The organism is Pseudomonas morbosilactucae, from assembly GCF_023241665.1.
In the GTDB taxonomy this organism is placed as follows: Bacteria; Pseudomonadota; Gammaproteobacteria; order Pseudomonadales; family Pseudomonadaceae; genus Aquipseudomonas; species Aquipseudomonas morbosilactucae.
On record NZ_JALQCX010000010.1, the window covers coordinates 106,038 to 131,642 of the forward strand.

Sequence of the window (25,605 nt, forward strand, 5' to 3'; positions counted from 1 at the left end):
GTAGCTGTACGCAAATAAAGCGATCTTCATCACAGCTGATAATGCTTCAACTCGCGGGCAATCAGCAGGCGCTGAATTTCGCTCGACCCTTCATAGATCTGGGTAATCCGTGCGTCGCGGTAGTAACGCTCCACCGGATAGTCTTCCAGGTAGCCATACCCCCCATGGATCTGCATCGCCGAGGAGCAGACCTTCTCGGCCATTTCCGAGGCGAACAGCTTGGCCTGGGAGGCTTCCGACAGGCACGGCTTGCCAGCGCTGCGCAGGCGTGCGGCGTGGAGGATCAGCAAGCGCGCGGCGTTGAGCCGGGTGTGCATATCCGCCAGCAGGTTGGCAATGCTCTGGTGCTCGATGATTGGCTTGTCGAACTGCACTCGCTCGCGAGAGTAGGCCAGGGCCGCTTCAAAGGCCGCGCGGGCGATGCCCAGGGCCTGGGCGGCGATGCCGATGCGCCCGCCTTCCAGGTTGGACAGGGCAATGGCCAGGCCCTTGCCGCGCTCACCCAACAGGTTGGCCTCGGGAATGCTGCACTGGTTGAGGGTCACGGCGCAGGTGTCGGAGGCGCGAATGCCCATCTTGTGTTCAGTACGGTCGACGATAAACCCGGGCGTGTCGGTGGGCACCAGGAACGCCGACAGGCCTTTCTTGCCCAGCTCCGGGTCGGTCACGGCGAATACGATGGCCAGCTTGGCGCGCTTGCCGTTGCTTACAAACTGTTTGGCGCCGTTTAGCACCCACTGGCCGTCCCGCAACTCGGCGCGGGTGCGTAGGTTGTGGGCTTCGGAGCCCGCCTGGGGTTCGGTCAGGCAGAAGCAGCCGATGGCGGCGCCGCTGGCCAATTGCGGCAGCCATTCCTGCTTTTGCGCCTCGGTGCCGTAGTTGAGGATCGGCCCGCAGCCCACGGAGTTGTGGATGCTCATCAAGGCCCCGGTGGCACCGTCACCGGCGGAGATTTCCTCCACCGCCAGGGCGTAGGCGACGTAATCCATGTAGGTGCCGCCCCATTCCTCGGGCACCACCATGCCCAGCAGGCCCAATTCACCCATCTTTGCCACCAGGCCATCGTCGATCCAGCCGGCTTTTTCCCAGGCCTGGGCGTGGGGGGCGATTTCGCCCCGGGCAAAATCCCGGGCCATGTCGCGGATCATTACTTGTTCTTCGGTCAATTCGATATCGTGCATGGCTCAGCTCCCGCTGTGGTCGAAGCCGCTGAAGAAACTCGCCACGTGCCCGGCATCCAGGGCCGGCAACGTGGGCGGATTCCAGCGCGGGGTCTTGTCTTTGTCGATGATCAGGGCGCGCACGCCCTCCATCAGGTCGCCGCGCTCGAACCATTGGCGGTCCAGGTGCAGCTCCAGGGCGAAGCATTGTTCCAGGCTCAACTGGCGGCCGCGCCGCAGCATTTCCAGGGTCACGGCCATGGCCAGGGGCGAGCGGGTCTGCAGCAGGTCGGCGGTGCCGATGGCCCACTCACGGCTGTCGCCCAGGCTCACGGCACGCAATTGCTCAACGATGCTTGGCACATCGGGCAGCGCGAAGAAGTGATCGATGGCCGGGCGCAGCTCGGCAAGGGGCGCGTCGGGCAGGTGTTGCACTCCCAGCTTGGCCAAGACGCCCTGCAGATCCTTGAGGGGCGCATCGCCCCATTTCAGGCCGTCCAGGCGCTGGTCCAGCAAGGCCAGTTTGTCGCTGTCCAGGTACCAATCGGCGAGGCCGCAGTACAGGGCGTCAGCGGCGCGGATCTGCACACCGCTGACCCCCAGGTAAATGCCCAGCTCGCCGGGTACCCGGGGCAGAAAGTAACTGCCGCCCACATCCGGGAAATAACCGATGGCCACTTCCGGCATCGCCAGGCGGCTGCGTTCAGTGACCACCCGCAGGTCGGCGCCTTGCACCAAGCCCATGCCGCCGCCAAGGACAAAACCGTCCATCAGTGCCAGCACCGGCTTGCGGTAATGGTGCAGGGTCAGGTCGAGGGCGTACTCCTCGACGAAGAAGTCTTGGTGCAGGGTCTGGCCGTTCTTGAAACTGTCGTACAGCGAGCGAATGTCGCCACCGGCGCAAAACGCCTTCTCGCCGGCGCCGCGCAGCACCACGGCATGCACGTGCGGGTCCAGGGCCCAGGCGTCGAGCTGGCGTTGCAAGCTGCGCACCATGGGCAGGGTAATGGCATTGAGACCGGCGGGGCGGTTGAGGGTCAGGTGACCGATGTGGTTGCGGACCTCCACCAGCACATCGTCGTCGGCGGTGCGGGTGGCTGTCGCTGGGGATGAAACCTGAGCAGTCATCACTAACTCCCTGCTTTTATTGTTCTTTATGGAAAAGCTCGCGCGCGAACCTGGCCGGATCGTAACAGTGCAAATTTGTCCCTTACAACCCCGAAACCTGCAGGTCGGCTGTGCATTTTTGCATGGTCGGCACGGGTAAAGCGTAGCGCTTGCTCGCTCCAGGCCCTGTTTCAGACGCCTGACGACAGAATCGGCTGCCGAGGAGCCGTTATCAGCCGATCCGGGCTGTTTCGGCGGCTGCTTACGACACCTGAGGGGGGGCGTCTGTTGGCATTCTGGCACCGCGTTGCAAGGCGCATGCAACGTGCTCTGAACCTAACAAGAACCCTGTTGCGGCCAAAGCCGCATGAACTCTCTGCCCCTGTCAAAAGTGCGGCCGGGCCCTTGGGCCAGTCGCTATAACTCCAAATAATCCGGGACTCTGAAGATGAATAATAAATGGCTGGCTTTGCCGGTAATGGCGTTGGCGTTGTGCTCCCAAGGCGCTGTCGCCAAGGAGTGGAAGGAAATCCGTTTTGGCGTCAACCCCAGCTACCCGCCTTTTGAATCCACCACCGCCGATGGTGGCGTGCAAGGGTTTGGCGTGGACTTGGGCAATGCCATCTGCGTCGAGCTCAAGGTCAAGTGCGTGTGGGTCAGCAATGACTTCGACGGCCTGATCCCTGCACTCAAGGCCGGCAAGTTCGACGCCATCGAATCCTCGATGACCGTCACCGACGCGCGCAAAAAACAGATCGACTTCACCGACCGCCTGTACGCCGGCCCGACCGCCATCGTCACTCGCAAGGATTCGGGCCTGGAGCCCACCGGTGAGTCCCTCAAGGGCAAGACCATCGGCTACATGCAAGGCACCATCCAGGAAACCTACGCCAAGGCCAAACTGGGCCCGGCCGGGGTCAAGCTGCGGGCCTACCAGAACCAGGATCAGGTTTACGCCGACCTGGTCTACGGGCGCCTCGACGCCTCGATCCAGGACAAGCTGCAAGCGCAGATGAGCTTCCTCACCTCGCCACAAGGTGCGGATTTCCAGAACAGCCAGGGCATCAGTGACCCGCTGGTACCGTCGGAAATCGCCATTGGCATCCGCAAGGACCAGGACGAGCTCAAAGGCATGCTCAATGCCGCCATCAAGGCCCTGCACGAGAAGGGCATCTACGCACAGATCCAGCAGAAACACTTCGGCGATCTGGACCTCTACAACAACTGATGCCCGACGCCGCCCCTGGATCGCTCGACGATCCAGGGTTTGGTGTGCGGCGCATTCAAGGTGATTGGCGTGAATACCTTCCTGAATTTTATCGGCCTGGACCTCTCGGTCTTGCAAGGCTATGGCCCGCTGTTGCTGCACGGAACCTGGGTCACCCTGAAACTCTCGGCCCTGTCACTGCTGGTGAGCATGCTCCTGGGCCTGCTGGGGGCGGCCGCCAAGCTGTCGCCGTTGCGCCTGCTGAACCTGCCCGCGACCTTCTACACCACGCTGATTCGCGGGGTGCCGGACCTGGTGCTGATGCTGCTGATTTTCTACAGCCTGCAAGGCTGGCTGAGCAGCCTCACCGAGTTCATGGGCTGGCCCTTCATGGAAATCGACCCTTTTGTGGCGGGGGTCATCACCCTGGGTTTTATCTACGGTGCCTATTTCACCGAAACCTTCCGTGGCGCCATCCTCAGTGTGCCCCGGGGTCAGCAGGAAGCCGCGGCGGCCTTCGGCCTCAATCGCTGGCAGCGCTTTCGCTTCGTGGTCTTCCCGCAAATGATGCGCTTTGCCTTGCCGAGCCTGGGCAACAACTGGCTGGTGCTGCTCAAGGCCACGGCGCTGGTGTCGATCATCGGCCTGTCGGACCTGGTCAAAGTGGCCCAGGAAGCCGGCAAGAGCACCTTCAACATGCTGGATTTCCTGCTGCTGGCCGGCGCCCTGTACCTGCTGATTACCAGTGCGTCGAACTACGGGCTGCGACGGCTTGAACGGCGTTACAACCAAGGTGTGCGAGGACTGTCGCGATGATCGAATTGATTCAGGAATACTGGCGTCCCTTTCTGTTCAGCGACGGCGAAAGCCTGACCGGGCTGGCCATGACCTTGTGGCTGCTGGTGGCGAGCATCGTCCTGGGGTTCTTCCTCTCGTTGCCCCTGGCGATCATGCGCACCTCGCGCTGGGCCCTGGTGCGCTGGCCGGTGCAACTGTTCACCTACGTGTTTCGTGGCACGCCGCTGTATATCCAGTTGCTGATTTGCTACAGCGGCCTCTACGGCATGGCGGCGATCCGCTCTCAACCGCTGCTGGAAGCCTTTTTCCGCGATGCGATGAACTGCACCTTGCTGGCCTTCACCCTCAATACCTGCGCTTACACGGTGGAGATTTTTGCCGGGGCCATCCGCAGTATTCCCTACGGTGAAATCGAAGCTGCCCATGCCTACGGTCTGAGTGGCTGGCGCCTGTACTGGCGGTTGATCCTGCCGTCGGCCTTGCGCCGGGCGCTGCCGTTCTACAGCAACGAAGTGATCCTCATGCTGCACGCCACCTCCGTGGCCTTCACCGCGACCATTCCCGACATTCTCAAGGTGGCGCGGGACGCCAATGCCGCGACCTTCATGACCTTTCAGGCGTTCGGCATCGCCGGGCTGCTCTACCTCGGGCTGTCCTTCGCCCTGGTCGGCGGCTTTCGTCTGGCGGAGCGGCGCTGGCTGAGCTTCCTCGGGCCTGCCCACTGAGTGCGTTCCACTTCCCTTATGTCTATCCAGAGCGCCGCCGTGGCCGGTGAAGCGCCAGGAGTGTTGCATGTACAAATTGACCGTTGAAAATCTCTACAAGCGCTTTGGTGACAACGAGGTGCTCAAGGGCGTCTCGCTAAAGGCGCGGGCCGGCGACGTGGTGAGCATGATCGGCGCCAGTGGTTCGGGTAAGAGCACCATGTTGCGTTGCATCAACTTTCTCGAACGGGCCGATGAGGGCTTGATCGAACTGGACGGTGAGCGCATCGCCACCCGTTCCGCCCCCGGCGGCATGCGGGTCGCCAGCCCGGCGCAACTGCAGCGCCTGCGCACGCGCCTGGCCATGGTGTTCCAGCATTTCAACCTGTGGAGCCATCTGACGGTGCTGGAAAACATTATCCTCGCGCCGTGCCGGGTCCTGGGTGTCAGCCGCAAGGCGGCCGAGGAGAGTGCCCGGGCCTACCTGGACAAAGTCGGCTTGCCGCAGCGGGTGGCCGAGCAGTACCCGGCGTTCCTTTCCGGCGGCCAGCAACAGCGGGTAGCGATTGCCCGGGCGCTGGCGGTGGAACCGGAGATCCTGCTGTTCGACGAACCGACCTCGGCCCTGGACCCGGAACTGGTGGGCGAAGTGCTCAAGGTGATCCAGGCACTGGCGGAGGAGGGGCGCACCATGCTGATGGTCACCCACGAAATGGGTTTTGCCCGCCAGGTGTCGAGCCAGGTGCTGTTTTTGCACCAGGGGCGTGTCGAGGAACAGGGCGACGCACGCATACTTGACCAGCCACAAAGTGAACGTTTGCAGCAATTTTTATCTGGCCGTTTGAAGTAAAGGAAGGCATCCATGGCGGACATCCGCGACCTGTCGATTGTGCTTGATCGGATCGATCAAGCGATCATCGAGGTGTTGCGCCACGAAGGGCGCATCACCTACCAGAAACTCTCCGAGCGCGTGCACCTGACCCCCAGGCCTTGCCTGGAGCGGGTGCGCAAGCTCGAACAGCTCGGGGTGATCCGCGGATATGGCGCGATCCTCGATGAAAAAAAGCTCACCCCGGGCCTGTCGTTGCTGGTGCTGGTGGCCTTATCCAACCAAAGCGGGCGCGCGGCGCAAAAGGCCTTCGAGGCCAAGGTTCGTGGCTGCCCGCAAGTATTGGAGTGCCGCCTGATCAGCGGCGCCTTCGACTACAGCCTGCGCATGCGCTGCCGTGACATGGAGCATTACCGCGTGCTCACCGAAGTCTGGTTCGACGACCCCGACCTGCACATCGACAAGCTGGTCAGCCATCCGGAACTGGCGATGGTCAAGACCACCATGGAATAACCCGCCCGCAGGCCCTGCTCCTACAAGATGAAATCGTTTGTAGGAGCCGGCTTGCCGGCGATAGGTCCGCCGAGTTTTGCATTGCCCTCAGGATTGCAATCGCTGGCAAGCCAGCGCCTACCGTTATCAAGGCCCTAATCACCCGCAAGGCTGTGTTCCCTGAAGACGCCTGCGTGCACGCCCGAAGTGGGCAACCTTCGTCGGCAACGCCGAGCGGCCCGTTGATCGAATGCGCCACGGGGGAGAACCGTACGGTGTGCGCAGTAAGCCTGGCGGTGCCGTCACGGCAAATGCATGCCGCTTAGGCGCGCAGCGGGGCGGGCGCCGCTACAATGGCGCTCGACTTTCGCTCCCGAGGCAGTATGGACATCGAACTGGCCCGCACCTTCCTGGAAATCGTCCGCAGCGGCAGCCTGATTGCCGCCGCCGAACGCCTGCACCTGACCCAGACCGCCATCAGCGCCCGGGTGCAGAACCTCGAAGGCCAGCTCAACTGCAAACTCCTGGTGCGCAACCGCGCCGGCGCCCGGCTCACGGCCGACGGCGAGGCCTTCATCGTCTATGCCAACCAGTTGGTGCAGACCTGGGAGGCCGCGCAACGGGATTTGCCGCTGTTGCAGGGCTATCACAACGTGTTGCGCATTGGCGGTGAGGTCAGCCTGTGCAACCCCCTCATGCTCAATTGGGTGCGCTGCCTGCGCCAAGTCATGCCCGGCCACGCCATCCGTACCGAGATCGCCGACGGCGCCAGCCTGCAACGTCAGCTGGAACTGGGGGTGCTGGATGCGGCACTGGTCTACCAGCCGGTGTATTGGCCGGGGCTGCAGGTTGAGCAATTGCTGGAAGAAAAGCTGATTCACGTGCGCCTGGCCGACAACCCGGAGCCTTACGTGTACATCGATTGGGGCGAGGATTTTCGCCGCCAGCACGATGCCGCCTTGCCGGATCAGGCCCGGGCGGCGGTGAGTTTCAACCTCGGGCCCCTGGCCTTGCAGTTCATCCTCGACAGCGGCGGCAGCGGCTACTTTCGTACCCGGGTGGTGCAGAGCTACCTGGACAGCGGTGTGCTGGAGCGGGTGGAGAAGGCCCCGGAGTTCAGCTTTCCGACCTACCTGCTGTATGCCCGTGAGCGCGATTCGGCAGCCTTGCAACAGGCCTGCGCCGTATTGCGCGAAGTGATCGCCAGTGACAACGATTGGTCCCAGCGTTGGGACCCGCTGCTCTGAAGCCGGCCTTGGCTATCGCGATGGGTGACCCGCGATCACGCGGCAATCAGAGACGTGGCTCCAGCACCTGGCCGATGCTACGCCGCCGTGCATGGGTTTCGCTGGCGTGAATCAGTTGCTCCAGGTCCTGGGGCGTGACATCGAAGAACGCTTCCATCTCGGCCAGGGCCTCCTTCAGGTCTTCGGCGGTGATGCCCAGGCTGTCCGTCGTGCGCGGTTCGGTCGGCACCGCCACTACGGGCTCACTGGCGCCCCTGGGGTAACGAATCCGCGTCAGGTTGTTGTACGCCAGGGCGCTGCACAACAAACCTGTGGCCCCGAGCATGACCGGGCCCAGGGCTTGCCAGTCGAGGGCGATGGTCGCCGGGTCGGCCAACACCAGGGTCAGGGCCAGGGCGCCGGCTGGCGGGTGCAGGCAACGCAGCCAACACATCAGGATCAGCGCCATGCCCGCCGCCAGGCAGGCGCTGCCCAGGGTCCGCCCGAGCACATGGGCCACCAGCAAGGCAACCACGGACGCACACAGGTAGCCGCCGAGAATCGACCAGGGTTGGGCCAGCGCCCCCGACGACACGGCAAACAGCAAGACGGCGGAGGCGCCGAGGGGGCCGATCAGGTGCAAGGCCACAGCGGTACCGAACACTTGGCCACACAGCCAGACACTGAACAGGGTGCCCAGGGCCATGCCGATGGCGGCGCGGCTCCATTCCGAAGGGCGGGTATTGACGACAGCGGGTTTCCAGCGAGCAAACATGAGCAACAGGATCCGGGGCAAAAGGCAGGCAAAAAGAAGGGCTTGCCTGGATCACCAGAAAGCCCTTTAACGTTCCAACATTTGGGGGAAGGAACGGCCACAGTGTGCCGTTCGAATGGGGTGCTGACAAATTCATAATAATGCTGGTTAAGTGCATTATTTTTGCAGTTAAACCCGAACCCTCCGTTCAAGGCGGATGACCGGCGTCAAGCGGCGGCCTTCAGTCGGCGCCCGGCACGGAGGCGGGCAGGCGCAGCAGCAGGTAATCGTTATTGTCGAAACGACCGCTCAAGGCCGGGGTAACGTGTTCCAGGGGCGTGCCTCGTACTGCGCTTTGATCGAGCATCAGCCAGGCCGGTTCCGGCGAGGCCAGCAACGACGGTAGCTGCTCGCTGAACCGCGGTTGCAGGTCCTGATCGAGGTTGACCATGAACTTGATCGCCTTGGCGTCCTTGCCCATGCCGTACAGCACCAGAGGCGCGGGGTCGGTCTGGATTCGTTGCAGCACGGCATGGCTGAACGCCTGGGTGTCATACAACTGCCGTTGCACTGGCTCGAAGACCCCGATGTAACAGGTCCACACCGCAAGCACGGCGCTGTAGGCCAGGCCCACCGCTCGCCAGCGAGCTCGCAACAGGCACAGGGCCAGTAGTTGCAGCCCGCCGAGGATCGCCAAGACCGTTGGCAGCGCCACCCCTTGCTGGGGAAACCGGCGCTGCAACAGCACCAGGGCCACCAAGAGGGCCCCTGGCAACAGCAGCCACAGGCCCTGCATCAATACTCGCAACGCGGTGAAGAGCGATCCGCGCTGAGCCTGAAATGGATAGGCCGCAATAATCGCCGCCATGGGCAGCATCGGCAGCAGGTAACGGGCCTTCTTCGCCTGGGGAATCGACAGGCCGATCATCACCACCAAACCGGCGGCGGTGCACAGGCGCAGCAACCTGAAGGCCGGGCCTTGATCACCGCGCCCGGCCAGTAACACACCCACCCAGGTCAACAGGGACAGAGGGTAGGCCAAGGCGTAGTTGCCCAGGGAGCTGGTGAAGTAGAAGAACAGGCCACTGGAGCCTTCGCTGCCGTCCATGCGCCCCATGAACTGCATGCGGATCACGTCCTGGACAAAACCCGGGCCGCCACTGAGCTGGGCCAGCCACAGCAACAGCGCCACACCGGCCATGAGCAATAGCAGGGCGCTACAGCCAAAACCCAGCAGGCGCCGCCATTGGCCGTTCAACAGGTAATAGCTGCACAGCATGCCGGTGGGAATCACCAGGCCAATGGGCCCGCGAATGGCAAACCCCAGCGCCAGCAACAGCAGGATCAGCCAGGTCCGGCGCGGCGCGGCGAAGTGCTCATGGGCGTACCCCAGGTAGAACACCGCCAGGGCCACAGCGGCGAGCATCTGGTCCAGGGACACGGCACGGGTTTCGCTGATAAAGGTGTTGCTCAGCAGCAGCAAGGCCACGCTGAGCAGGGCCCAGGGGCGGGAGTAGGGCGCCACCAGGCGATACATCAGGCTGACGATCAGGGCCGCAGACAGGGCGCTGGGCAGCCAGGCGCTGAGGGTGGTGACCTGGCCCAGGGGCAGCGACAGCAGGTACACCAGCCAGGTGGATGCCGCGCTGTAGTCCGCGTAGGGCTCCCCGTAGGTGGTGGGGAAAAACCCCGGCCCGTGGCGCAGCATTTCCTTGGCGAACAGCACGAATCGAGAGTCGAAGCCGATCACCGGCTGCTGATAGACGCCCGCGCTAAACAGCAGCAAGGCCAGCAACCCCAGCCCCAGCGCTTGCCAATAAAGGCGTTTGGACGGGGCGATGGGGTCGATGTCCATTCAGGCTTGGGCAGCGTTGCCGAGGACGGCTTGCCGGGCGATCGGCAAGTGGCGGGATTCACCACGGCCCATGGGGAAGTAGGTGAAACCGGCGCGGGCCAGGCGTTCGGCGTCGTACAGGTTGCGGCCGTCGAAGATCACTGGGGCCTTGAGGCGTTTTTCGATCAGCTCGAAATCCGGGGCCTTGAACTGCTGCCACTCGGTGCAGATGATCAGGGCGTCGGCACCGTTGAGCACCGATTCCGGGGTGCCCATCAGCATCAACTGCGACTCGTTGGGGTACAGGCGCTGGGTTTCCTGCATGGCTTCGGGATCGAAGGCCCGCACTTCGGCCCCTGCGGCGAACAGTGCTTCCAGCAACACCCGGCTCGGCGCGTCGCGCATGTCGTCGGTGTTGGGCTTGAAGGCCAGGCCCCAGAGGGCAAAGGTCTTGCCGCGCAGCTCACCCTTGTAGAACGCATGGATGCGCTGGAACAGCTTGTGTTTCTGCCGCTCGTTGATGGCTTCCACCGCTTGCAGCAGGTCGCTGGAGCAGTGGGCTTGCTCGGCACTGTGGATCAGCGCGCGCATGTCCTTGGGGAAGCACGAGCCGCCGTAGCCGCAGCCGGGGTAGATAAAGTGATAGCCGATGCGCGAGTCGGCGCCGATGCCCAGGCGCACCGATTCAATGTCGGCCCCCAGGTGCTCGGCCAGCTCGGCGATCTGGTTGATAAAGCTGATCTTGGTCGCCAGCATGCAGTTGGCCGCGTACTTGGTCAGCTCGGCGCTGCGCAGGTCCATGAACATGATGCGGTCGTGGTTGCGGTTGAACGGTGCGTACAGCTCGCGCATCACCTCGCGCACCTCTTCACGCTCGCAGCCGATGATGATCCGGTCCGGGCGTCGGCAATCGGCCACGGCCGATCCTTCCTTGAGAAATTCCGGGTTGGAGACGATATCGAATTCCAGGTTCCGGCCTTCCAGGGCCGCGTCGATATGGGCCTTCAGCGTGTCGCCGGTGCCCACTGGCACGGTGGATTTTTCCACCAGGATCACTGGCTGCTCGCGGTGCCGGGCCACGGCGTCGCCCACCGACAGCACATAACGCAAGTCCGCCGAGCCGTCTTCGCTAGACGGCGTGCCCACGGCAATGAACAGCACCTGGCCATGCTGCACCGCCAGTTGCTCATCGTTGGTGAAGCTCAGGCGCTTGGCTTCCAGGTTTTCCCGCACCAGGCTGGCTAGCCCCGGCTCGAAGATACTCACGAGCCCCTGTTGCAGTTGCTTGACCTTGTGCTCGTCGATGTCCATGCAGATGACATCGTGGCCGACTTCAGCCAATACGGCGGCTTGTACCAGCCCGACATAACCACTTCCAAATACGCTGATTTTCATGGGGTATTCCTGGGACTTGTCGCGGGAGCAGGTCGAGAGTTGATAACGATGACGCCGAGGATGACCAAGGCCACCCCCAGGCTTTTGGAGAGGCTGAAGGGTTCGTTGAACGCCGGCAGGGCGGCGGCCAGCAGGTAGACCAGGGCATAACTGATGCTCAGCAGCGAATAGGCGCGGCCCAGGGGCACGTCGCGCAGGGCCAGCAGCCAGCAGAGCATGGACAGGGCGTAGGCGCCGATGGCCGCCAGCACCAGCACCAGCCCCAGGGCCGCCAGGTCCAGGCTGCCGCCGCTGAGGGCCTCGAGCCATTGGGCCGGGGCGGGCAGGCGGGTCATGCTCCAGCGCATGCCCAGTTGGGCGGCGCTGACCAGGGCCACGCTGCCCAGGGCAAAGGTAAAACCGCGGAGCCGGCTCATGCGTGTTGACTCAACAACGCCACGCCGCCGATCACCAGGGCGACGCCCAGCCAGTGACGGCGGTCGATGTGTTCATGAAAGACGAAGCGGGCAATCAGGGTGATGAGTACGAAGTTCAGGCTGAGCATCGGGTAGGCCACGCCTACCTCCATGCGTTGCAGCACCAGCAGCCACACCAGCAGGCCCAAGCCCAGGCTGGCCAATGCCAGCCACAGCCAGGGCGAGCGCAGTTTGTCGCGCAGCGCGGACGGCCGGTCGCGCCAGCTTTCCACGGCGAACTTCTGCGCCACCTGGCCCAGACAGGTCAGCAGGCAGGCCAGAAGCAAGAGCAACAGGCTCATGGCTGTACCTGGGGGATGATGAAAATCACGATATTGCCGCGCTGGTAACGCTGGGCGTCCTTGGGCAGCAAGTCGACTTCGTGCAGCTCGTCATCACTCTTGACCCGCATCACCACGCCCACCGAACCGGTTTTTCGGGCCTCGCTGATCCAGCCTTGGACCTGGTTCAGGTCGACCTTGCGCGCGGCGCTGTCCGCGTAGCCCAGGCCGTACTTCACTTCGCCTTCGGTGTTGTACAGGGCCACATCGGGCCGACGCAGGCGCCAGGCCAGGGCCGACGCTGCCCCCAGGTCATTGCTCAGCAGCGCTTTGGCCTGGCCCAGTGCCTCTTGGTGCTCGAGGATAAACTGGTCGGGCATCTTGTTATCGACCACGGAGTGGGGCAGGCCGGCCGGTACCAGGGCCACCAGCAGCCAACTGCCAAGCGCCGGCGCGCCCACAGCTGCAGAGGGCGGAAGGCTTGCAGCAGGTTGGCCATGATCCAGCCGATCAGGGCGACGAATACCAGCACCAGATGCTGGGGTTCGCCCATGTACAGCGGCTTTTTCATCTGGAAGTACACCAGGGTCAGCAACCCCAGCAGGCCGCAGATCAGGTTGAGCAGACCGTTGAGGCTGACGGCGCGGGTTTTTCCGGCGGCCAGTGTGTCCATCAGGCTGCTGCCCATCAGCAGGGCCAGGGGCAGCAGGCACGGCAGGATATAGGCCGGCAGCTTGCCCTTGCTCAGGCTGAAAAAAGCCAGGGGCAATACCAGCCACAGGATCAGGAAACCGCTGCGGGCCTGGCGCCGCGACTGCCAGGCGTGCTTGAAGGTGGCCGGCAGCAGCAACACCCAAGGCACGCTGTAAGCCACGAGCAACGGCAGGTAGTACCACCACGGCGAGGCATGTTGGGCGTCTTCACCGGCAAAGCGACGGATGTGCTCGTGCCAGAAGAAGAACCGCCAGTAGTCCGGCTCCTGGGCGTGCACCGCCAGGGCCCAGGGCAGGCTGACCAGCAGTGCCACCAGCACGCCGACCCCGCCATAGATCAGCAACTCACGGAAGCGCTTCTGCCAGAGGGCATAGGGCAGGGCGACCAGCACCGGCAACAACCAGGCGAGAAAGCCTTTGGTCATGAAGCCCATGCCACAGGCCAGGCCGAGCAGGGCCCAGGCGCCGAGGCGCCCGGCCGGGGTCTGATTGTCGAAGGCGAACCACAGGGCCACCAGACTCAGGTTGACCCAGAAGGTGAATTGCGGGTCCAGGTTGGCGTAGCCGGCCGACGCGGCGATCACCGTGAAGCTCATGTAGAGCAGGGCGCTGGCCAGGCTCTTGCGCGGGTCGTTCCACAGGCGCCGGGCGATCACATAGGCCAGCAGCACGCTCAGGCCGCTGCTCAAGGCTGAGGCCACGCGCACGCCGAACAGGTTGTCGCCGAACAGGGCCTGGCCGAGGGCGATCATCCAGTAACCGGCCACGGGTTTTTCAAAGTAGCGGATGCCCATGAAATGCGGCGACGCCCAATGGCCGCTGAGGAGCATTTCCTGGCTGATCTGGGCGTAGCGGGTTTCATCGGGAATCCACAAACCGTGGGTGCCCAGCGGCAGCAGGTAGAACAAGCCGAAGGCGATCAATAGCAGGGGTAGGGCCCAACGTCTGGTCATGCGCCTTGCACTCCCAGCCAGCCTTCCCGACCGGGCAGGGCACCGCGTACCACCTGGCCCGAGGGCAGGCTGGCGGTGTCTGCGGGGAGCAATTGACCCAGGGGTTGGAACTGAATGTCGCGTTGCTGGGCACTGGCCAGCAACTGACGGAAATCATTGGCCATGAGAATCCCTTCCACTTCGGCGTGCACGGTGTAGACGTTGAGTTTCGCCGGGCTGAACCGGTCGAGGATAAAACCGTTGAAATCCTCGGCGCTGACCAGCGGCCCGACCACCTCATCAAAGGTGGGCAGCTCCACCGGGATCTGCGTGGCGCCCAAGCGGCCATCTGCGAGGCGCGGCCGGAACAGGCTCTGGCCCCGGCAATCGCTGTTGTAGCGGAAGCCGAAGGTCTGCTTGGCTTCGATCACACGCTCGTCGGCGCGCCAGCCGGCGGACGCCGAACAGCTCACCGCCTGGCCGAGAATGTCGTTGAGGCTGTCGACGCCTTGGCGAATCTGCTCGATCAGTTGGGCCTGGCTCCAGCGCCCGGCATTGGCCTGCCAACCGTGGTGGTCCCAGGCGTGCAGGCCGACTTCATGGCCGGCGGCCAGGGCCTGGCGCATCAGGTGCCCCAGGTCGCGACCGATGGGTTTACCCGGCCAGGCAGTGCCAGCCAGCAGGATGTCCCAGCCATAGAGGCCGGCGGCGTTGGAACGAAGCATCTTCCACAGGAATTGCGGACGAATCAGGCGCCATAAATGGCGCCCCATGTTGTCCGGCCCGACACTGAAGAAGAAGGTCGCCTTGACCCCGGCTTCCTCCAGGGAGTCGAGCAACCGTGGCACGCCTTCACGGGTGCCGCGGTAGGTGTCGACATCAATGCGCAGACCCGCCTGCATCAGCGTGCTTCTTCTTTTGTGCGCTCCGCGATTTCGAGCATGGCCTCGCGCAGGAAGAAGTCCAGGGTATTGCCGATGGTCTCGCTCATTTCCACGGTCGGTTCCCAGTTCAACAGGCGCTTGGCGTTGGCGATGCTCGGTTTGCGGTGCTCCACGTCCTGGTAGCCGGCGCCGTAGAAGGCCTTGCTTTCCACGTCGCGGAAACCCGCGAACGGTGGGAAGTTGCTGCGCAGCGGGTGGGCTTCGAACTGGCGCAGCAATTCTTCGCCCAGTTGACGGATGCTGGCTTCGTTGTCGGGGTTGCCGATGTTGATGATCTGGCCGTTGCAGGCGTCATGGTCGTTGTCGATGATCCGCGCCAGGGCTTCGATGCCGTCGGCGATGTCGGTGAAGCAGCGTTTTTGCTCGCCACCGTCGAACAGGCGGATCGGCGTGCCCTCCACCAGGTTGAGAATCAACTGGGTGATGGCCCGGGAGCTGCCGATGCGGGCCGAGTCGAGGCGGTCCAGGCGCGGGCCCATCCAGTTGAAGGGGCGGAACAGGGTGAAATTCAGGCCCTTGGCGCCGTAGGCCCAGATCACCCGGTCCAGCAACTGCTTGGATACCGAGTAGATCCAGCGCTGCTTGTTGATCGGGCCGACGATCAGGTTGGAGTGGTCTTCGTCGAAGTTCTGGTCCTGGCACATGCCATAGACTTCGGAGGTCGAGGGGAAGATCACCCGCTTGTTGTACTTGACGCAGTAGCGCACCAGCTTGAGGTTTTCCTCGAAGTCCAGTTCGAACACGCGCAACGGGTTGCGGGTGTATTCGATCGGCGTGGCGATGGCCACCAGGGGCAGGACCACGTCGCATTTCTTGATGTGGTACTCGATCCACTCCGAGTGAATGCTGATGTCGCCTTCGACAAAGTGGAAGTTGGGGTGGCTGCGCAGGCGCTCGATGGCGTCGGAGCCGATGTCCAGGCCGTAGACCTCGTAGCGGTCGTCACGCAGCAGGCGCTCGGACAGGTGGTTGCCGATAAAGCCGTTGACCCCGAGGATCAGCACCCGGGTGCGGCGCGCCTTGCGTCCGGATTCGGCGCCGCGCAGCAGCGAACCGTCCACCAGGCCCAGTTCATTGGCCAGTTGCGGACCCGCCAGGTACAGGCCGTTGGCGTTGCGCTGGCCCGAGGTGATGACTAGGGAGTCTTCGCCACAGGCGATGCGCAGCGGGTCGACGCTGATGACCCGGCCCGGGGCCTGGCCGTCGTTGCCCTTGGCGACTTCGGCGCTCCAGACGATCAGCTTGTGCTCGCCCACCGCGCAGAAGGCGCCCGGGTAAGGCTGGGTCACGGCGCGCACCAGGTTGAACAGTTCTTCGGCGGGACGTTTCCATTCGATCTTGCCGTCGGCAGCGCTACGACGACCGAAGTAGCTGGCTTGGGATTCGTCCTGAGCGGTTTCACTGACCTTGCCCTGGGCCAGTTGCGGCAGGGTGTCGCGCAGCAGGCTAGAGGCCGCATCACGCAGCTTGGCGTGCAGGCTCAGGGCGGTGTCGCTGCGTTCGATGGCCACACGTTCCTGGGCAATGATGTCGCCGGCGTCGGCGCGCTTGACCATGCGGTGCAGGGTGACGCCGGTTTCGGTTTCACCTTTGACCAGCACCCAGTTGGCCGGGGCCCGGCCACGGTAGCGCGGCAGCAGGGAACCGTGCAGGTTGAACGCGCCCTTGCGTGCGGTGGCCAGCAGCGGCTCGCTCAGCAGGTTGCGGTAGTAGAACGAGAACAGGTAGTCGGGGTTGAGCTTGCTGACGCGCTCGATCCACAGCGGGTGGTTGGCGTCTTCTGGCGCGTGCACGGCAATGCCTCGGCGTGCGCAGAGTTGTGCGACCGAACCGTAGAAGGTGTTTTCCCTGGGGTCATCGGCATGGGTGAACACCGCGGCAATCTCGTAGCCGGCGTTGAGCAGGGCTTCGATGCCTGCGCAGCCAATATCGTGGTAGGCGAAGACGACAGCTTTATTGCTCATGGCGAAACCTGATCAGTATGGGTGGAAGTTAAACCGTCGACAGTCACGCTGCGAACCGGGGCCGCGGGCTGGCTGCGCAAGACTTTCTCGATAAAAAAGCGCGGACGCGCCCGCACATCGCTGTACATGCGCCCCAGGTATTCCCCCAGCAGGCCCATGCCGATGAACTGGCCACCGGTGAACACGAACAGCACGGCGAACAACACAAAGGTGCCGTCACCGGCCCAGGTGGCGCCGAAAATCAACCGCAGGACGATCAGCATCAGGGCGAACAGACCACCGAGGCCGGCCATACCGAAGCCGATGATGCTCAGCAGCCGCAGGGGCGTGGTGGTCATGCAGGTGATCAGGTCGAACATCAGGTTGATCAGGCGCATCGGGCTGTACTTGGAGTCGCCGTGCTCGCGCTCGGCGTGCTCCACCAGCACCTCGGTGGTGTGCCGGGCAAAGCTGTTGGCCAGGATCGGGATAAAGGTACTGCGCTCGGTGCAGGCCAGCATCGCGTCGATGATGGTCCGGCGATAGGCCCGCAGCATGCAGCCGTAATCGCTCATGGCGACCCCGGTGGAACGCTGCACGGCCAGGTTGATCAGCTTCGACGGCCAGCGGCGCAGGGCCGAATCCTGGCGGTTGTTGCGCACCGTGCCGACCACGTCGTAACCCAGCTCGGCCTGGGCCACCAGGCGTGGAATTTCTTCCGGCGGGTTCTGCAGGTCGGCATCCAGGGTGATCACCACGTCGCCGCGGCACTGTTCGAAGCCGGCCATGATTGCCGCGTGCTGGCCGTAGTTGCGGTTGAGAATCACCGCCACCACCGGGCTGCCTTCGCGTTCGGCGGCGGCTTGCAGAATGTTCGCCGACTCGTCGCGGCTGCCGTCGTCCACCAGTACGATTTCAAAGTCGTAGGTCAGTTGGCGGCAGGCTGCTTCGGTGCGGCGCAACAGCTCGGGCAAGCTTTGTTCTTCGTTGTAGACCGGGATGACGATCGACACGAACTGAATGGGATAGGGTTTCAAAGGCTTCAGTCCAAGAGGGTTGCAATGGCACCGGTGACCCGCTCGACGTCGTCGAGGGTCATGTCCGGGAACAGTGGGATCGAACAGAGGCGTGCGGAGTTCCACTCGGTGTTGGGCAACTGCACCTGAGGGAAGCGCTGGCGGTAATAGGTGTGCAGATGGGTGGCAATAAAATGGATGCCGGTGCCGATGTTCTGCGCCTGCAGGCCTTGCATAAACGCCTCGCGGTCAAGGCCGCAGCGCTCGGCGTCGATGCGCAGGATAAACAGGTGCCAGGCGTGTTGCTGAGGGTAGACGGGCAGTGCCAGGGGTTGGACCGGCAGGTCCTTGAGGCGCTCCAGGTAGGCCTGAGCCAGGTGTTCACGCTTGGCGTTGATTTCGTCCAGGCGTTGCAATTGCACCAGGGCGATGGCCGCGTTGATGTCGGCCAGGTTGTACTTGAAACCCGGTTCGATCACCTGGGCCTGGGGTTTGCGGCCGTGGGTCAGGCGGTCGTAGGCGTCCACCCCCAAACCGTGGAACTTGAGCATGCGCACCCGATCGGCCAGGGCCTGGTCGTCGCTGACGAACATCGCGCCTTCGGCACAGGTCATGTTCTTGATCGCATGGAAGGAAAAGATCGCCGTGCCCTGGGCACCGATCGCCCGGCCGCGATAGAAGGTACCGGCGGCGTGGGCAGCGTCTTCGATCACCGGGATACCGTGGCGCTCGGCCAAGGCATACAGCGGGTCGAGGTCAAAAGCCGCGCCGGCGTAGTGCACCGGAATGATGGCTTTGGTTCGTGGGGTGATGGCGGCTTCGATGGCCGCGACATCGCTCATCAGGGTGTCGAGGTCGACATCGACAAACACCGGGGTCGCCCCCAGCAGGCAGATCATGTTCGCGGTGGAGACCCAGGTCTGGGACGGGGTGATGACTTCATCCCCCGGGCCGATGCCTAGGGCCAGCAGGGTAATGTGCATGGCGCCGGTGGCCGAGGACAGGGCCACGGCATGGCGGGCACCGACCCGTTCGGCGAATTGCTGTTCCAGCTCCTGGTTTTTCGGCCCGGTGGTGATCCAGCCGGAACGTAGAACCTGCTCTACAGCGGCGATCTCTTCATCGCCAATGCTCGGCCGTGAAAAGGGAAGGAAAGCCTGGTTCATAGGGACCTCGGAAAAAACTTATCGCAAGACTGGGAAGTCAGAAAAAATAGAAAAAGGGATGGAGATTTCAGAGGCTATTGAGGCGACATGTTTTCATCGTCAGCGACATCCGATTGTTGGGCCAACGTAGCGTTCCGTGCAAACCCTGATTAAAGACCATGTTGGCGAAAAGTAAATGTGGATCAAGATGTTATCTTCGCTTGGCGAGAATCGCATGCATTCAAATTTGGCTGATTTCGGTGGCTGAGATTAAGCGGGAAAATGTGAAACGAATATGAAAATTAGCGTAAAACGGCGTTTATCTTCGAGGCAGACAGCCAGTGTTCAGTTTGTGGGTCTCGAGGCTTGAATCAGTGAAAGAAACAGGTGGGCGCAGGGCATTCCGTGGCCACAAAACCGTACAAAAAGTGCAGGCGCTTATGACTCAGGTCAAACCGTGGCAAGAACCCGAGCGAGGATGCTGTGACTGACGCCGTCGATTCCGCCCCTGACAAGCACGGCCAGCCCGCGAGGACGGTACCCAACCCGTTGCGACTGTACCTGGCACGCCTGGCCCCATCGAGCCAGTCGACCATGCGCTACGTGCTGCAGGACGCGGCGGACCGCCTGGGGTTCGACGAGCTGGACATCGAGGACATCCCCTGGCACGGGTTGCAGCCCCAGGACGTCAGCGCCCTGGTGGCGGCCCTGCGTGAAGACGGTTATGCGCCCAATACCTCGTCGCTGTACGTCAACGCCTTGCGTGGGGTGATGAACGAGGCCTGGCGGGTCAGCCTGATCAGCCAGGAGCACCTGCTGAAGATGCGCTCGGTCAAGCCCATGGCCGGGACGCGCCTGTCCCAGGGGCGCAACCTGCGACGCAACCTGATCCAGGAACTGATGGCCGTCTGCGCCGCCGACCCGCGCCCGCAGGGTGTGCGTGACGCGGCAATCATTGCCGTGCTGTACGGCTCGGGAATGCGCAAATCGGAGTCGGTGAACATCGACCTCGATCAGGTGGACTTCGCCGAGCGCAGCCTGCGGGTCACCGGCAAGGGCAACAAGCAATTGATCAAATACGCGCCGACCTGGGCCTTTGCCAAGCTCCAGGCCTGGCTTGAACTGCGGCGTTCGCAACTGGGGGGCGGTGAGGCGGACGACGCATTCCTGTTCAACCGTATCCGTCGTGGCGGGCACATCACCCGCGAGCGCATCAGCAAACACGCGATCTACTACATTGCCCGCCAGCGTGGCGCGCAGATCGGTGTGCCGATCATGCCCCACGATTTTCGCCGTTCCTTCATCACCCGAGTGATCGAGGAATACGACCTGTCCATCGCCCAGAAACTGGCCCACCACACCAATATCCAGACCACCGCCAACTACGATGTGCGCGAGGACAACGAACGGCGCCGGGCCATCGACCGTTTTGACCTTTGACGGGGGCTCGCATGGCGTGCGCACCCGGTGAATTTTTTGCGACATCCGCGTAAGTGCCTTCGGCACTCGGCCACAATCAGGCTGTCCAAACCCACAGCCAATCCACACAGGAGTATCGACGATGGATGAGATGGAACTGCCCGACGCGCTGCACGAACAGATCAGCGACCTTTGCGAGCAAGGTGATGAGCTGGCCGAGTCGGGCGACTACCCGGCGGCGCTGGTTGAATACCGCCAGGCCTGGCAGCTGATCCCGCAGCCCAAGGAAAACTGGGAAGCGGCGACCTGGGTCCTGGCGGCCATCGCCGATGCCTTGTATCTCAGCGGTGACCTGGCCGGGGCCCGCGACACACTGGAACACGCCATGCATTGCCCTGATGCCCTGGGCAACCCATTCCTGCATTTGCGGCTGGGCCAGGTGCTGTTCGACAGCGGTGCACCGGACCAGGCCGCCGACCAGTTGATGCGTGCCTACATGGGCGCGGGTGCGGCGATTTTCGCCGAGGAAGACCCTCGCTACCTGGCGTTCCTTGGCACCCGGGCCCAGCTCTAGCCGGAAAACTGTGAGCCATTGCACAGTCTTGCCAGCCCTCGGCGAACCCGCTGAACAGTCGCTGAGGGCCGGCCTATACTGCGCCGCTTCAACGATCCACCCACGGAATCGAATCGTCCATTGAGGGAGCAAGCGTGAGCCTGTGTAATAACGTCAGTGCAGTGACCTTTGTCAGCAAGCACAAGGCTGTGTGCCAGCCGATAGCCGACCAGTTGAATGTCCCGGTGGAGAACATCCTCGGTCTCGCCGCCCAGGAGAGCCAATACGGCACCGGGCGCATTGCCCGGGAGATGAACAACTACTTTTCCCTGCACGCCCCGGCGCCCCTGCAGATCGGCGCTGAGGCGCCCCAGGGCAATGCGCGGATCAAAGTGGCGAAGTTCTCTTCATTCCAGCAATGCGCCCAGTCGTTCGCCACCCGCTACGGCTCGGCGGTGCGTGGCAAGCAGGACCCCATGGAGTTTGCCCTGGCCCTGGTGCAGATCGGTTTTAACACCGGTGACGCCGCCACTGGCGGGCGCAATGGCTTCGCCAAGTACCTGGCGGACATCATCAAGTCAGTCAAAGGACGCATGGCGTGCTGAACAGAACATTGACCCGCCTCGGCCTGGGCCTGTTGCTCAGCGCCGAGGCCCTGGCGGCCGGTCAGGCGGCGAGCCTGCAACCGGCGCAGATCGCCCCCAGCGGCCTGAACCAAGAGCAGGCGCAGCAAGTGTTGCGCCTGGCCCTCAAGCACCAGCGCCATGACCTGAACCGCCCCGGGGTGTTTATCGACGGTGACCTGCGGGATGACCAGGGGCGGCCGCCGCATCCGGGTTACTTCGATTTCAGCCTGGGCTACAACGACCCCAAGGCCGGCGCGACCGAGTACTGGGGCCTGTATGCGGTCAGTGTGCTGACCGGTGATGTCTGGGAAATCAACCGTTGCGAGCGCCTGGTGTTCGTTGAACTCAAGCACCTGCAGGGGCAGATCATGGCCCGGACGGGCAAGACCCAGGCCGATGAAGAGGCACAGCGCCAGGGCCTGGGATGTGAGGACGAGAACTGAGGCCTAAGCAGGCGGCGCTTGAGAGCACCGCCTTGGGTTTCAAGCCACGGCCAGCCAGTGGATGGCCGCGAAGTAGGCGGCGGTGCCGATGGCAGCAGCGCCGATCAGGCCCAGCACATTGCTCAGGGCAATGGCCCCGACGATGAGCAGGGACAGGCTGGCCGCCAGAGGCTCCTTGCTCATTTCGCTGTAGGCGATGTACACCGCGAAATTGATGAACACGGCCACTGGCAGCACTCGCTCCATCCCGCGTTGCAGGCCCGCCGGCAGGCGAACATTGACGAAGGCCGGAATGATTCGTACCAGGCAACTGGTGGCGAACAGGGCGGCGATGGTGATCCAGGTCGAGGTGGTCATAGGTTGGCCTTGCTCAATACGGCGGTGGCCAGCAACACGCTGGGGATCCAGAAATACACGGGGCCCATCCACAGGATCAGCAGCAGGGCCAGGCCCACGCACACGGCCACCAGGGCCAGCATCCCCACCAATCGGCTGCGTTCGACACTCAGCCGGCTGCGCAGTTGTGACAGCGACAGGTACATCAGCACCACGCTGGCCGGGTAGCCCAGGTTGACCTCGTTACCGATCCACTCCGGGGGCAACAGCTTGCCCAGCAGGGCACCCAGCACCCCGGACACCACCCAGGCAAAAAAGATCGTCGCGCGGATCAACAGCACCGTCGCCGGGCTGTCTTCCTCATGCTCGGTGGCATAGGCTTCGTCGCCGAGCATGTGCGCCACGCTGGCTTTTTGCAGCGTGGGCCGTGGCAGGCGAGCGGACGAGGTGAAGGCAATCGGCAAGTAACGACTGTTGATCGAAGCGGTCACCAGCAACAGGGTAAAGAAGCCGGCCCCGGACTGAGCCAGAGGCAGCACCGCGAACTGGCCGCTGCCGGTGAATCCCAGCAGGCCCACCAGTGCGACCTCCAACAGTGACCAGTCGGCCCGTGCCGCGAGCACCCCGAACAGCATGCTCACCGGCACAATGGCCAATGCCGCCGGGGCAACCCGGCGCAAGGCACTGGGCCGACTTTCCACCAACTCAAGTTCTTGACCGACTTCCATATCGCCTCCCTGGGCAATTTATTATGTGAGGCCTGTGACTCAGGCCTTCAGTGCTTCACGCTCGTGGGCAATGCCGTAGGCGCGGGTTTCCCAGCGGTTGATCTCGATCACCCAGATATCGCGGTAGCCAGTGGTGCCAGACTCGGCTTCGATCTCGCTGGCGTAATGGATGTAGCGCTGGTCATCGATGAGAATCGCCTGATTTTCTTCGAGGACGTCACGGTAAACCACCTCCATGGTTTTTGGATCGATGACCTGGGTTTCGCCGCCGCGGACATTTTCCCGCTTGGCGATGGCGATGACACTGTATTCGTGACCGTCGCGGTGCGGGCCTTCGGGCACGGTGACACCGCGGAACTCGTCGTTGACCACCACGCGGATCTGGTTGACGTTGATCTGGAACAGATCACGGCGGTCGATCGGCAGGTTGTCCAGCACCCGGGCGATCAGCGGCGAGGGATCGACTTCCATGCGCTCACGGTGGCGAGCCACGCCGCCGGCTTCCTTGAGCTTGATGTAGCGCGCCGATTGCACGTATTTACGCTGGGGCAGCAGGGCGAAGACCCATTCACTTTCATCCCAGTAGCCGAAGAACTGCGACAGGCGGATTTCCCGCAGGCGGCTGAGGCTGTGGCCGTCCCGCGGCATGTTGGCGAAGGACGCCTCGACTTCGGCGGACATTTTCGGCATCTCGATCACGCAGTAGCCTTGGCGTTCGTAGTCACTGTTGGCCGACACGGTCTGGAGTTGCGGTTGGGTAGCGATAGCGCTGAGCATGGATTGGCTTCCTTGGCTGGCCGAAAAGATCAGAGGTCGACCGATTGCAGGTCGAACGTGGCGATTTCGTAAGGTTTGAGCGATTCGATGTGCTTGCGGGTAATGCCCCGGTAGAAGTCGCAGGCCGAGGGCTCGACCACATTCACCGTGGCGTATTTCTTCTCCAGCGGGCCGAGGCACAGGCCACCGCAGAAACCCTCTATTTCACAACCTTTGCAGAACTCCGGATTGTCACGGCGCAGCCGGGCGTGGGCCTGATAGGGTTCGGCGTCGAGCAGTTGCTCGCCGTCGCGGATATTGCCCAGAAGGGTGGAGCCGGCCTTGCAGGCGAACACCGAGCCGTTGGGTTCGATGCTGAACTGCGCGCCCTTGGCCGAGCAGTTCTTGAAACCCCGGTAACTGACGCTGTCGAAACCCAGCATGACCTGGAAGATCTGGTGCCAGTAGCCGGTCAGTACCACGCCCCGTGAGCGGCCGTACTCGATCACCTTCCACAGGCGTTCGACGATGTTCTGGGTGCCGAAGGTGGAGTAGAAGGTCGGATCGAAATCCACCACCACGCCGATTTCCCGGGCACCGACATCCACCGCCAGGTCGACGATCGACTCGTCGAACTCGTACCAGGTGGCCGAGGTCAGCGCCGAGTTGATGGCCACGCGGTTGCCGTATTTTTGCAGCATGCGCAGGCCGGCGATCACCACCGGGGTGCTGTCGTCGCCATTTTTCAGCGGACGGCTGGGGCTGGTGGGGGAGTCGAAACTCACGCACACCGCCACTTGATGACGGGCAAAGTTCTCGGCGACTTCTTCGGTGATCAGCGAGCCGTTGGTGACCGTGGAGTAGGCGATGCGGATGCCGTCTTGCTGGCCGTTGCCGAAGCGGTCGAGCACCGCCTTGATGGTGCGCCAGTTGAGCAGCGGTTCGCCGCCAAAGAACTGCACCATGACTTCTTCGACCCCGGCGGACTTGGCCACGGCCAGCGCCGACTCGACGTAAGCGACGCCATCGGCGGGTTTCATCGAGCGGTTCTTGGGGTCGTACTGGTGGTCGAAGCGCTCCTTGGAGGCGTAGATGGAGTCTTCGATATTGACCTTGATGCCTTCGCGGGCGATCAGTCGGGATTCGTCCACCCGGTTGATTTCGTCCTCGGCGGACATTTCCTTGCCTTGCACCCCTTCAAAGCAATAGGTGCAGCCAAAATTGCAGGCGTTGGCCAGGATCAACTGGATGATGTTGACCTTTTTGTGCACTTCGCCTTCGGGAAACGGCGACACGCCCTGTTGCTCGGGACGCACCAGTACGCGGCGCGCGATCAGTTGCTGGATCAGTTCTTCCTGGCGGGTCTCGGCCTCGCTTTCCAACAGCTCCGGGTCCAGCAATTGCGGCCTGATAAAACTCTGCAACACCTGGGCACCGGCGGTATCAAGGAAAAACAACCCGCCCAGGTGGCGGTGATAGACGGCAAGTCGCTGGCCAACCTGCGTCTGGATAACATCACTGGAAAGAACGTAGGTGTCTTTATTAACGACTGTCATGGACTGCATGCTCCGTTTACCCCATACCGAATCAGGGAACAGGCGCTGTTCAGCACCTGTTCCCTGGTACTGCCTTACTTGCTCAGTCGCGACTTCAGCTGGACGCCGCCGAAGGAAGCAAAGGTGCCGCCTACGGTTCCGCCGACTGTTCCACCTACGGTGCCGCCTACCGTGCCTCCAACGGTCCCACCTACCGTGCCACCGACGGTACCGCCTACGGTGCCGCCCACTGTTCCGCCAATCACGGAGACGT

Annotated in this window: 25 protein-coding genes and 1 pseudogene; 10 read left to right on the forward strand and 16 right to left on the reverse strand. The window is 63.0% G+C overall.

Annotated features, from left to right (window positions below):
- Positions 1 to 29: 29 nt before the first annotated feature.
- Positions 30 to 1,181, reverse strand: coding sequence for an acyl-CoA dehydrogenase family protein (locus M1B35_RS06290; RefSeq protein ID WP_268261498.1), 1,152 nt, complete (start codon positions 1,179 to 1,181; stop codon positions 30 to 32).
- A 3-nt stretch (positions 1,182 to 1,184) separates the two neighbouring features.
- On the reverse strand, positions 1,185 to 2,288 hold the full coding sequence (locus M1B35_RS06295) for an enoyl-CoA hydratase/isomerase family protein (RefSeq protein ID WP_268261499.1): 1,104 nt from the start codon (positions 2,286 to 2,288) through the stop codon (positions 1,185 to 1,187).
- A gap of 427 nt (positions 2,289 to 2,715) precedes the next feature.
- Between M1B35_RS06295 and M1B35_RS06300 the strand changes: the two genes are divergently transcribed.
- The 6 genes from M1B35_RS06300 to M1B35_RS06325 all read left to right on the forward strand — a co-directional run bounded on the left by M1B35_RS06300 (position 2,716) and on the right by M1B35_RS06325 (position 7,544).
- Complete coding sequence (locus tag M1B35_RS06300) at positions 2,716 to 3,495, forward strand: transporter substrate-binding domain-containing protein (RefSeq protein ID WP_268261500.1); 780 nt, start codon at positions 2,716 to 2,718, stop codon at positions 3,493 to 3,495.
- 69 nt (positions 3,496 to 3,564) lie between these two features.
- Entirely contained in the window at positions 3,565 to 4,290 is a 726-nt protein-coding gene (locus M1B35_RS06305; protein WP_268261501.1) for an ABC transporter permease, read from the forward strand.
- Positions 4,287 to 4,997, forward strand: a complete 711-nt coding sequence (locus tag M1B35_RS06310; protein ID WP_268261502.1) for an ABC transporter permease — start codon at positions 4,287 to 4,289, stop codon at positions 4,995 to 4,997. The genes M1B35_RS06305 and M1B35_RS06310 overlap by 4 nt, the downstream gene beginning before the upstream one ends.
- 67 nt (positions 4,998 to 5,064) lie before the next feature.
- Positions 5,065 to 5,826, forward strand: a complete 762-nt coding sequence (locus M1B35_RS06315) for an ABC transporter ATP-binding protein (protein ID WP_268261503.1) — start codon at positions 5,065 to 5,067, stop codon at positions 5,824 to 5,826.
- 12 nt (positions 5,827 to 5,838) lie between these two features.
- The gene (locus M1B35_RS06320; protein ID WP_123332960.1) at positions 5,839 to 6,318 is read left to right on the forward strand and encodes an Lrp/AsnC family transcriptional regulator; all 480 of its coding nucleotides are present in this window, start codon (positions 5,839 to 5,841) and stop codon (positions 6,316 to 6,318) included.
- Positions 6,319 to 6,680: 362 nt separating this feature from the next.
- Positions 6,681 to 7,544, forward strand: coding sequence for a LysR family transcriptional regulator (locus M1B35_RS06325; RefSeq protein ID WP_268261504.1), 864 nt, complete (start codon positions 6,681 to 6,683; stop codon positions 7,542 to 7,544).
- A gap of 46 nt (positions 7,545 to 7,590) precedes the next feature.
- Here the strand turns inward: M1B35_RS06325 and M1B35_RS06330 are convergent, their stop codons facing one another.
- From M1B35_RS06330 to arnB, 10 genes and pseudogenes are all read right to left on the reverse strand, one after another.
- Positions 7,591 to 8,298, reverse strand: coding sequence for an HPP family protein (locus tag M1B35_RS06330; protein ID WP_123332965.1), 708 nt, complete (start codon positions 8,296 to 8,298; stop codon positions 7,591 to 7,593).
- Between the two features lie 220 nt (positions 8,299 to 8,518).
- On the reverse strand, positions 8,519 to 10,132 hold the full coding sequence (locus M1B35_RS06335) for an ArnT family glycosyltransferase (RefSeq protein WP_123332967.1): 1,614 nt from the start codon (positions 10,130 to 10,132) through the stop codon (positions 8,519 to 8,521).
- A complete protein-coding gene (locus tag M1B35_RS06340; RefSeq protein ID WP_268261505.1) occupies positions 10,133 to 11,506 on the reverse strand; it encodes a UDP-glucose dehydrogenase family protein in 1,374 nt (457 codons plus the stop codon).
- Entirely contained in the window at positions 11,503 to 11,922 is a 420-nt protein-coding gene (arnF, locus tag M1B35_RS06345) for a 4-amino-4-deoxy-L-arabinose-phosphoundecaprenol flippase subunit ArnF (RefSeq protein WP_268261506.1), read from the reverse strand. Before arnF ends, M1B35_RS06340 begins: the two co-directional genes overlap by 4 nt.
- Positions 11,919 to 12,263: a 4-amino-4-deoxy-L-arabinose-phosphoundecaprenol flippase subunit ArnE gene (gene arnE / locus M1B35_RS06350; protein WP_123332973.1), complete on the reverse strand. Its 345-nt coding sequence runs from the start codon at positions 12,261 to 12,263 to the stop codon at positions 11,919 to 11,921. Before arnE ends, arnF begins: the two co-directional genes overlap by 4 nt.
- Positions 12,260 to 13,908, reverse strand: a pseudogene (gene arnT / locus M1B35_RS06355) (lipid IV(A) 4-amino-4-deoxy-L-arabinosyltransferase). Before arnT ends, arnE begins: the two are co-directional and overlap by 4 nt.
- Positions 13,905 to 14,789, reverse strand: coding sequence for a 4-deoxy-4-formamido-L-arabinose-phosphoundecaprenol deformylase (gene arnD, locus M1B35_RS06360; protein ID WP_268261507.1), 885 nt, complete (start codon positions 14,787 to 14,789; stop codon positions 13,905 to 13,907). Before arnD ends, arnT begins: the two are co-directional and overlap by 4 nt.
- Positions 14,789 to 16,795 carry a bifunctional UDP-4-amino-4-deoxy-L-arabinose formyltransferase/UDP-glucuronic acid oxidase ArnA gene (gene arnA / locus M1B35_RS06365; protein ID WP_268261508.1) on the reverse strand — a complete coding sequence of 669 codons (2,007 nt, stop codon included), beginning with the start codon at positions 16,793 to 16,795 and terminating at the stop codon, positions 14,789 to 14,791. The genes arnD and arnA overlap by 1 nt, the downstream gene beginning before the upstream one ends.
- Positions 16,792 to 17,811 (reverse strand): undecaprenyl-phosphate 4-deoxy-4-formamido-L-arabinose transferase, encoded by a 1,020-nt coding sequence (gene arnC / locus M1B35_RS06370; RefSeq protein ID WP_123332981.1) that lies wholly within the window; start codon positions 17,809 to 17,811, stop codon positions 16,792 to 16,794. The genes arnA and arnC overlap by 4 nt, the downstream gene beginning before the upstream one ends.
- Positions 17,812 to 17,816: 5 nt before the next feature.
- A complete protein-coding gene (gene arnB / locus M1B35_RS06375; protein WP_268261509.1) occupies positions 17,817 to 18,956 on the reverse strand; it encodes a UDP-4-amino-4-deoxy-L-arabinose aminotransferase in 1,140 nt (379 codons plus the stop codon).
- A gap of 573 nt (positions 18,957 to 19,529) precedes the next feature.
- On the opposite strand from arnB, the gene M1B35_RS06380 reads away from it, so the two are divergent.
- The 4 genes from M1B35_RS06380 to M1B35_RS06395 all read left to right on the forward strand — a co-directional run bounded on the left by M1B35_RS06380 (position 19,530) and on the right by M1B35_RS06395 (position 21,976).
- A complete protein-coding gene (locus tag M1B35_RS06380; protein ID WP_425273395.1) occupies positions 19,530 to 20,375 on the forward strand; it encodes a site-specific integrase in 846 nt (281 codons plus the stop codon).
- Between the two features lie 121 nt (positions 20,376 to 20,496).
- Complete coding sequence (locus M1B35_RS06385) at positions 20,497 to 20,928, forward strand: tetratricopeptide repeat protein (RefSeq protein WP_259740388.1); 432 nt, start codon at positions 20,497 to 20,499, stop codon at positions 20,926 to 20,928.
- A gap of 134 nt (positions 20,929 to 21,062) precedes the next feature.
- Complete coding sequence (locus M1B35_RS06390; protein WP_185039236.1) at positions 21,063 to 21,512, forward strand: glucosaminidase domain-containing protein; 450 nt, start codon at positions 21,063 to 21,065, stop codon at positions 21,510 to 21,512.
- Positions 21,506 to 21,976, forward strand: coding sequence for a hypothetical protein (locus tag M1B35_RS06395; RefSeq protein WP_268261510.1), 471 nt, complete (start codon positions 21,506 to 21,508; stop codon positions 21,974 to 21,976). Before M1B35_RS06390 ends, M1B35_RS06395 begins: the two co-directional genes overlap by 7 nt.
- Before the next feature lie 39 nt (positions 21,977 to 22,015).
- Here M1B35_RS06395 and M1B35_RS06400 read toward each other — a convergent pair whose 3' ends face one another.
- From M1B35_RS06400 to M1B35_RS06415, 4 genes are read right to left on the reverse strand one after another with little or no spacing between them, the layout of a single operon-like run.
- Complete coding sequence (locus tag M1B35_RS06400) at positions 22,016 to 22,333, reverse strand: hypothetical protein (RefSeq protein ID WP_123332989.1); 318 nt, start codon at positions 22,331 to 22,333, stop codon at positions 22,016 to 22,018.
- Positions 22,330 to 23,040 (reverse strand): AzlC family ABC transporter permease, encoded by a 711-nt coding sequence (locus M1B35_RS06405; protein WP_268261511.1) that lies wholly within the window; start codon positions 23,038 to 23,040, stop codon positions 22,330 to 22,332. The genes M1B35_RS06400 and M1B35_RS06405 overlap by 4 nt, the downstream gene beginning before the upstream one ends.
- A 39-nt stretch (positions 23,041 to 23,079) precedes the next feature.
- Complete coding sequence (locus M1B35_RS06410; RefSeq protein ID WP_123332993.1) at positions 23,080 to 23,817, reverse strand: 2OG-Fe dioxygenase family protein; 738 nt, start codon at positions 23,815 to 23,817, stop codon at positions 23,080 to 23,082.
- A 29-nt stretch (positions 23,818 to 23,846) separates the two neighbouring features.
- Positions 23,847 to 25,352 carry a radical SAM/SPASM domain-containing protein gene (locus tag M1B35_RS06415; RefSeq protein WP_185039238.1) on the reverse strand — a complete coding sequence of 502 codons (1,506 nt, stop codon included), beginning with the start codon at positions 25,350 to 25,352 and terminating at the stop codon, positions 23,847 to 23,849.
- Between the last annotated feature and the right edge of the window lie 253 nt (positions 25,353 to 25,605).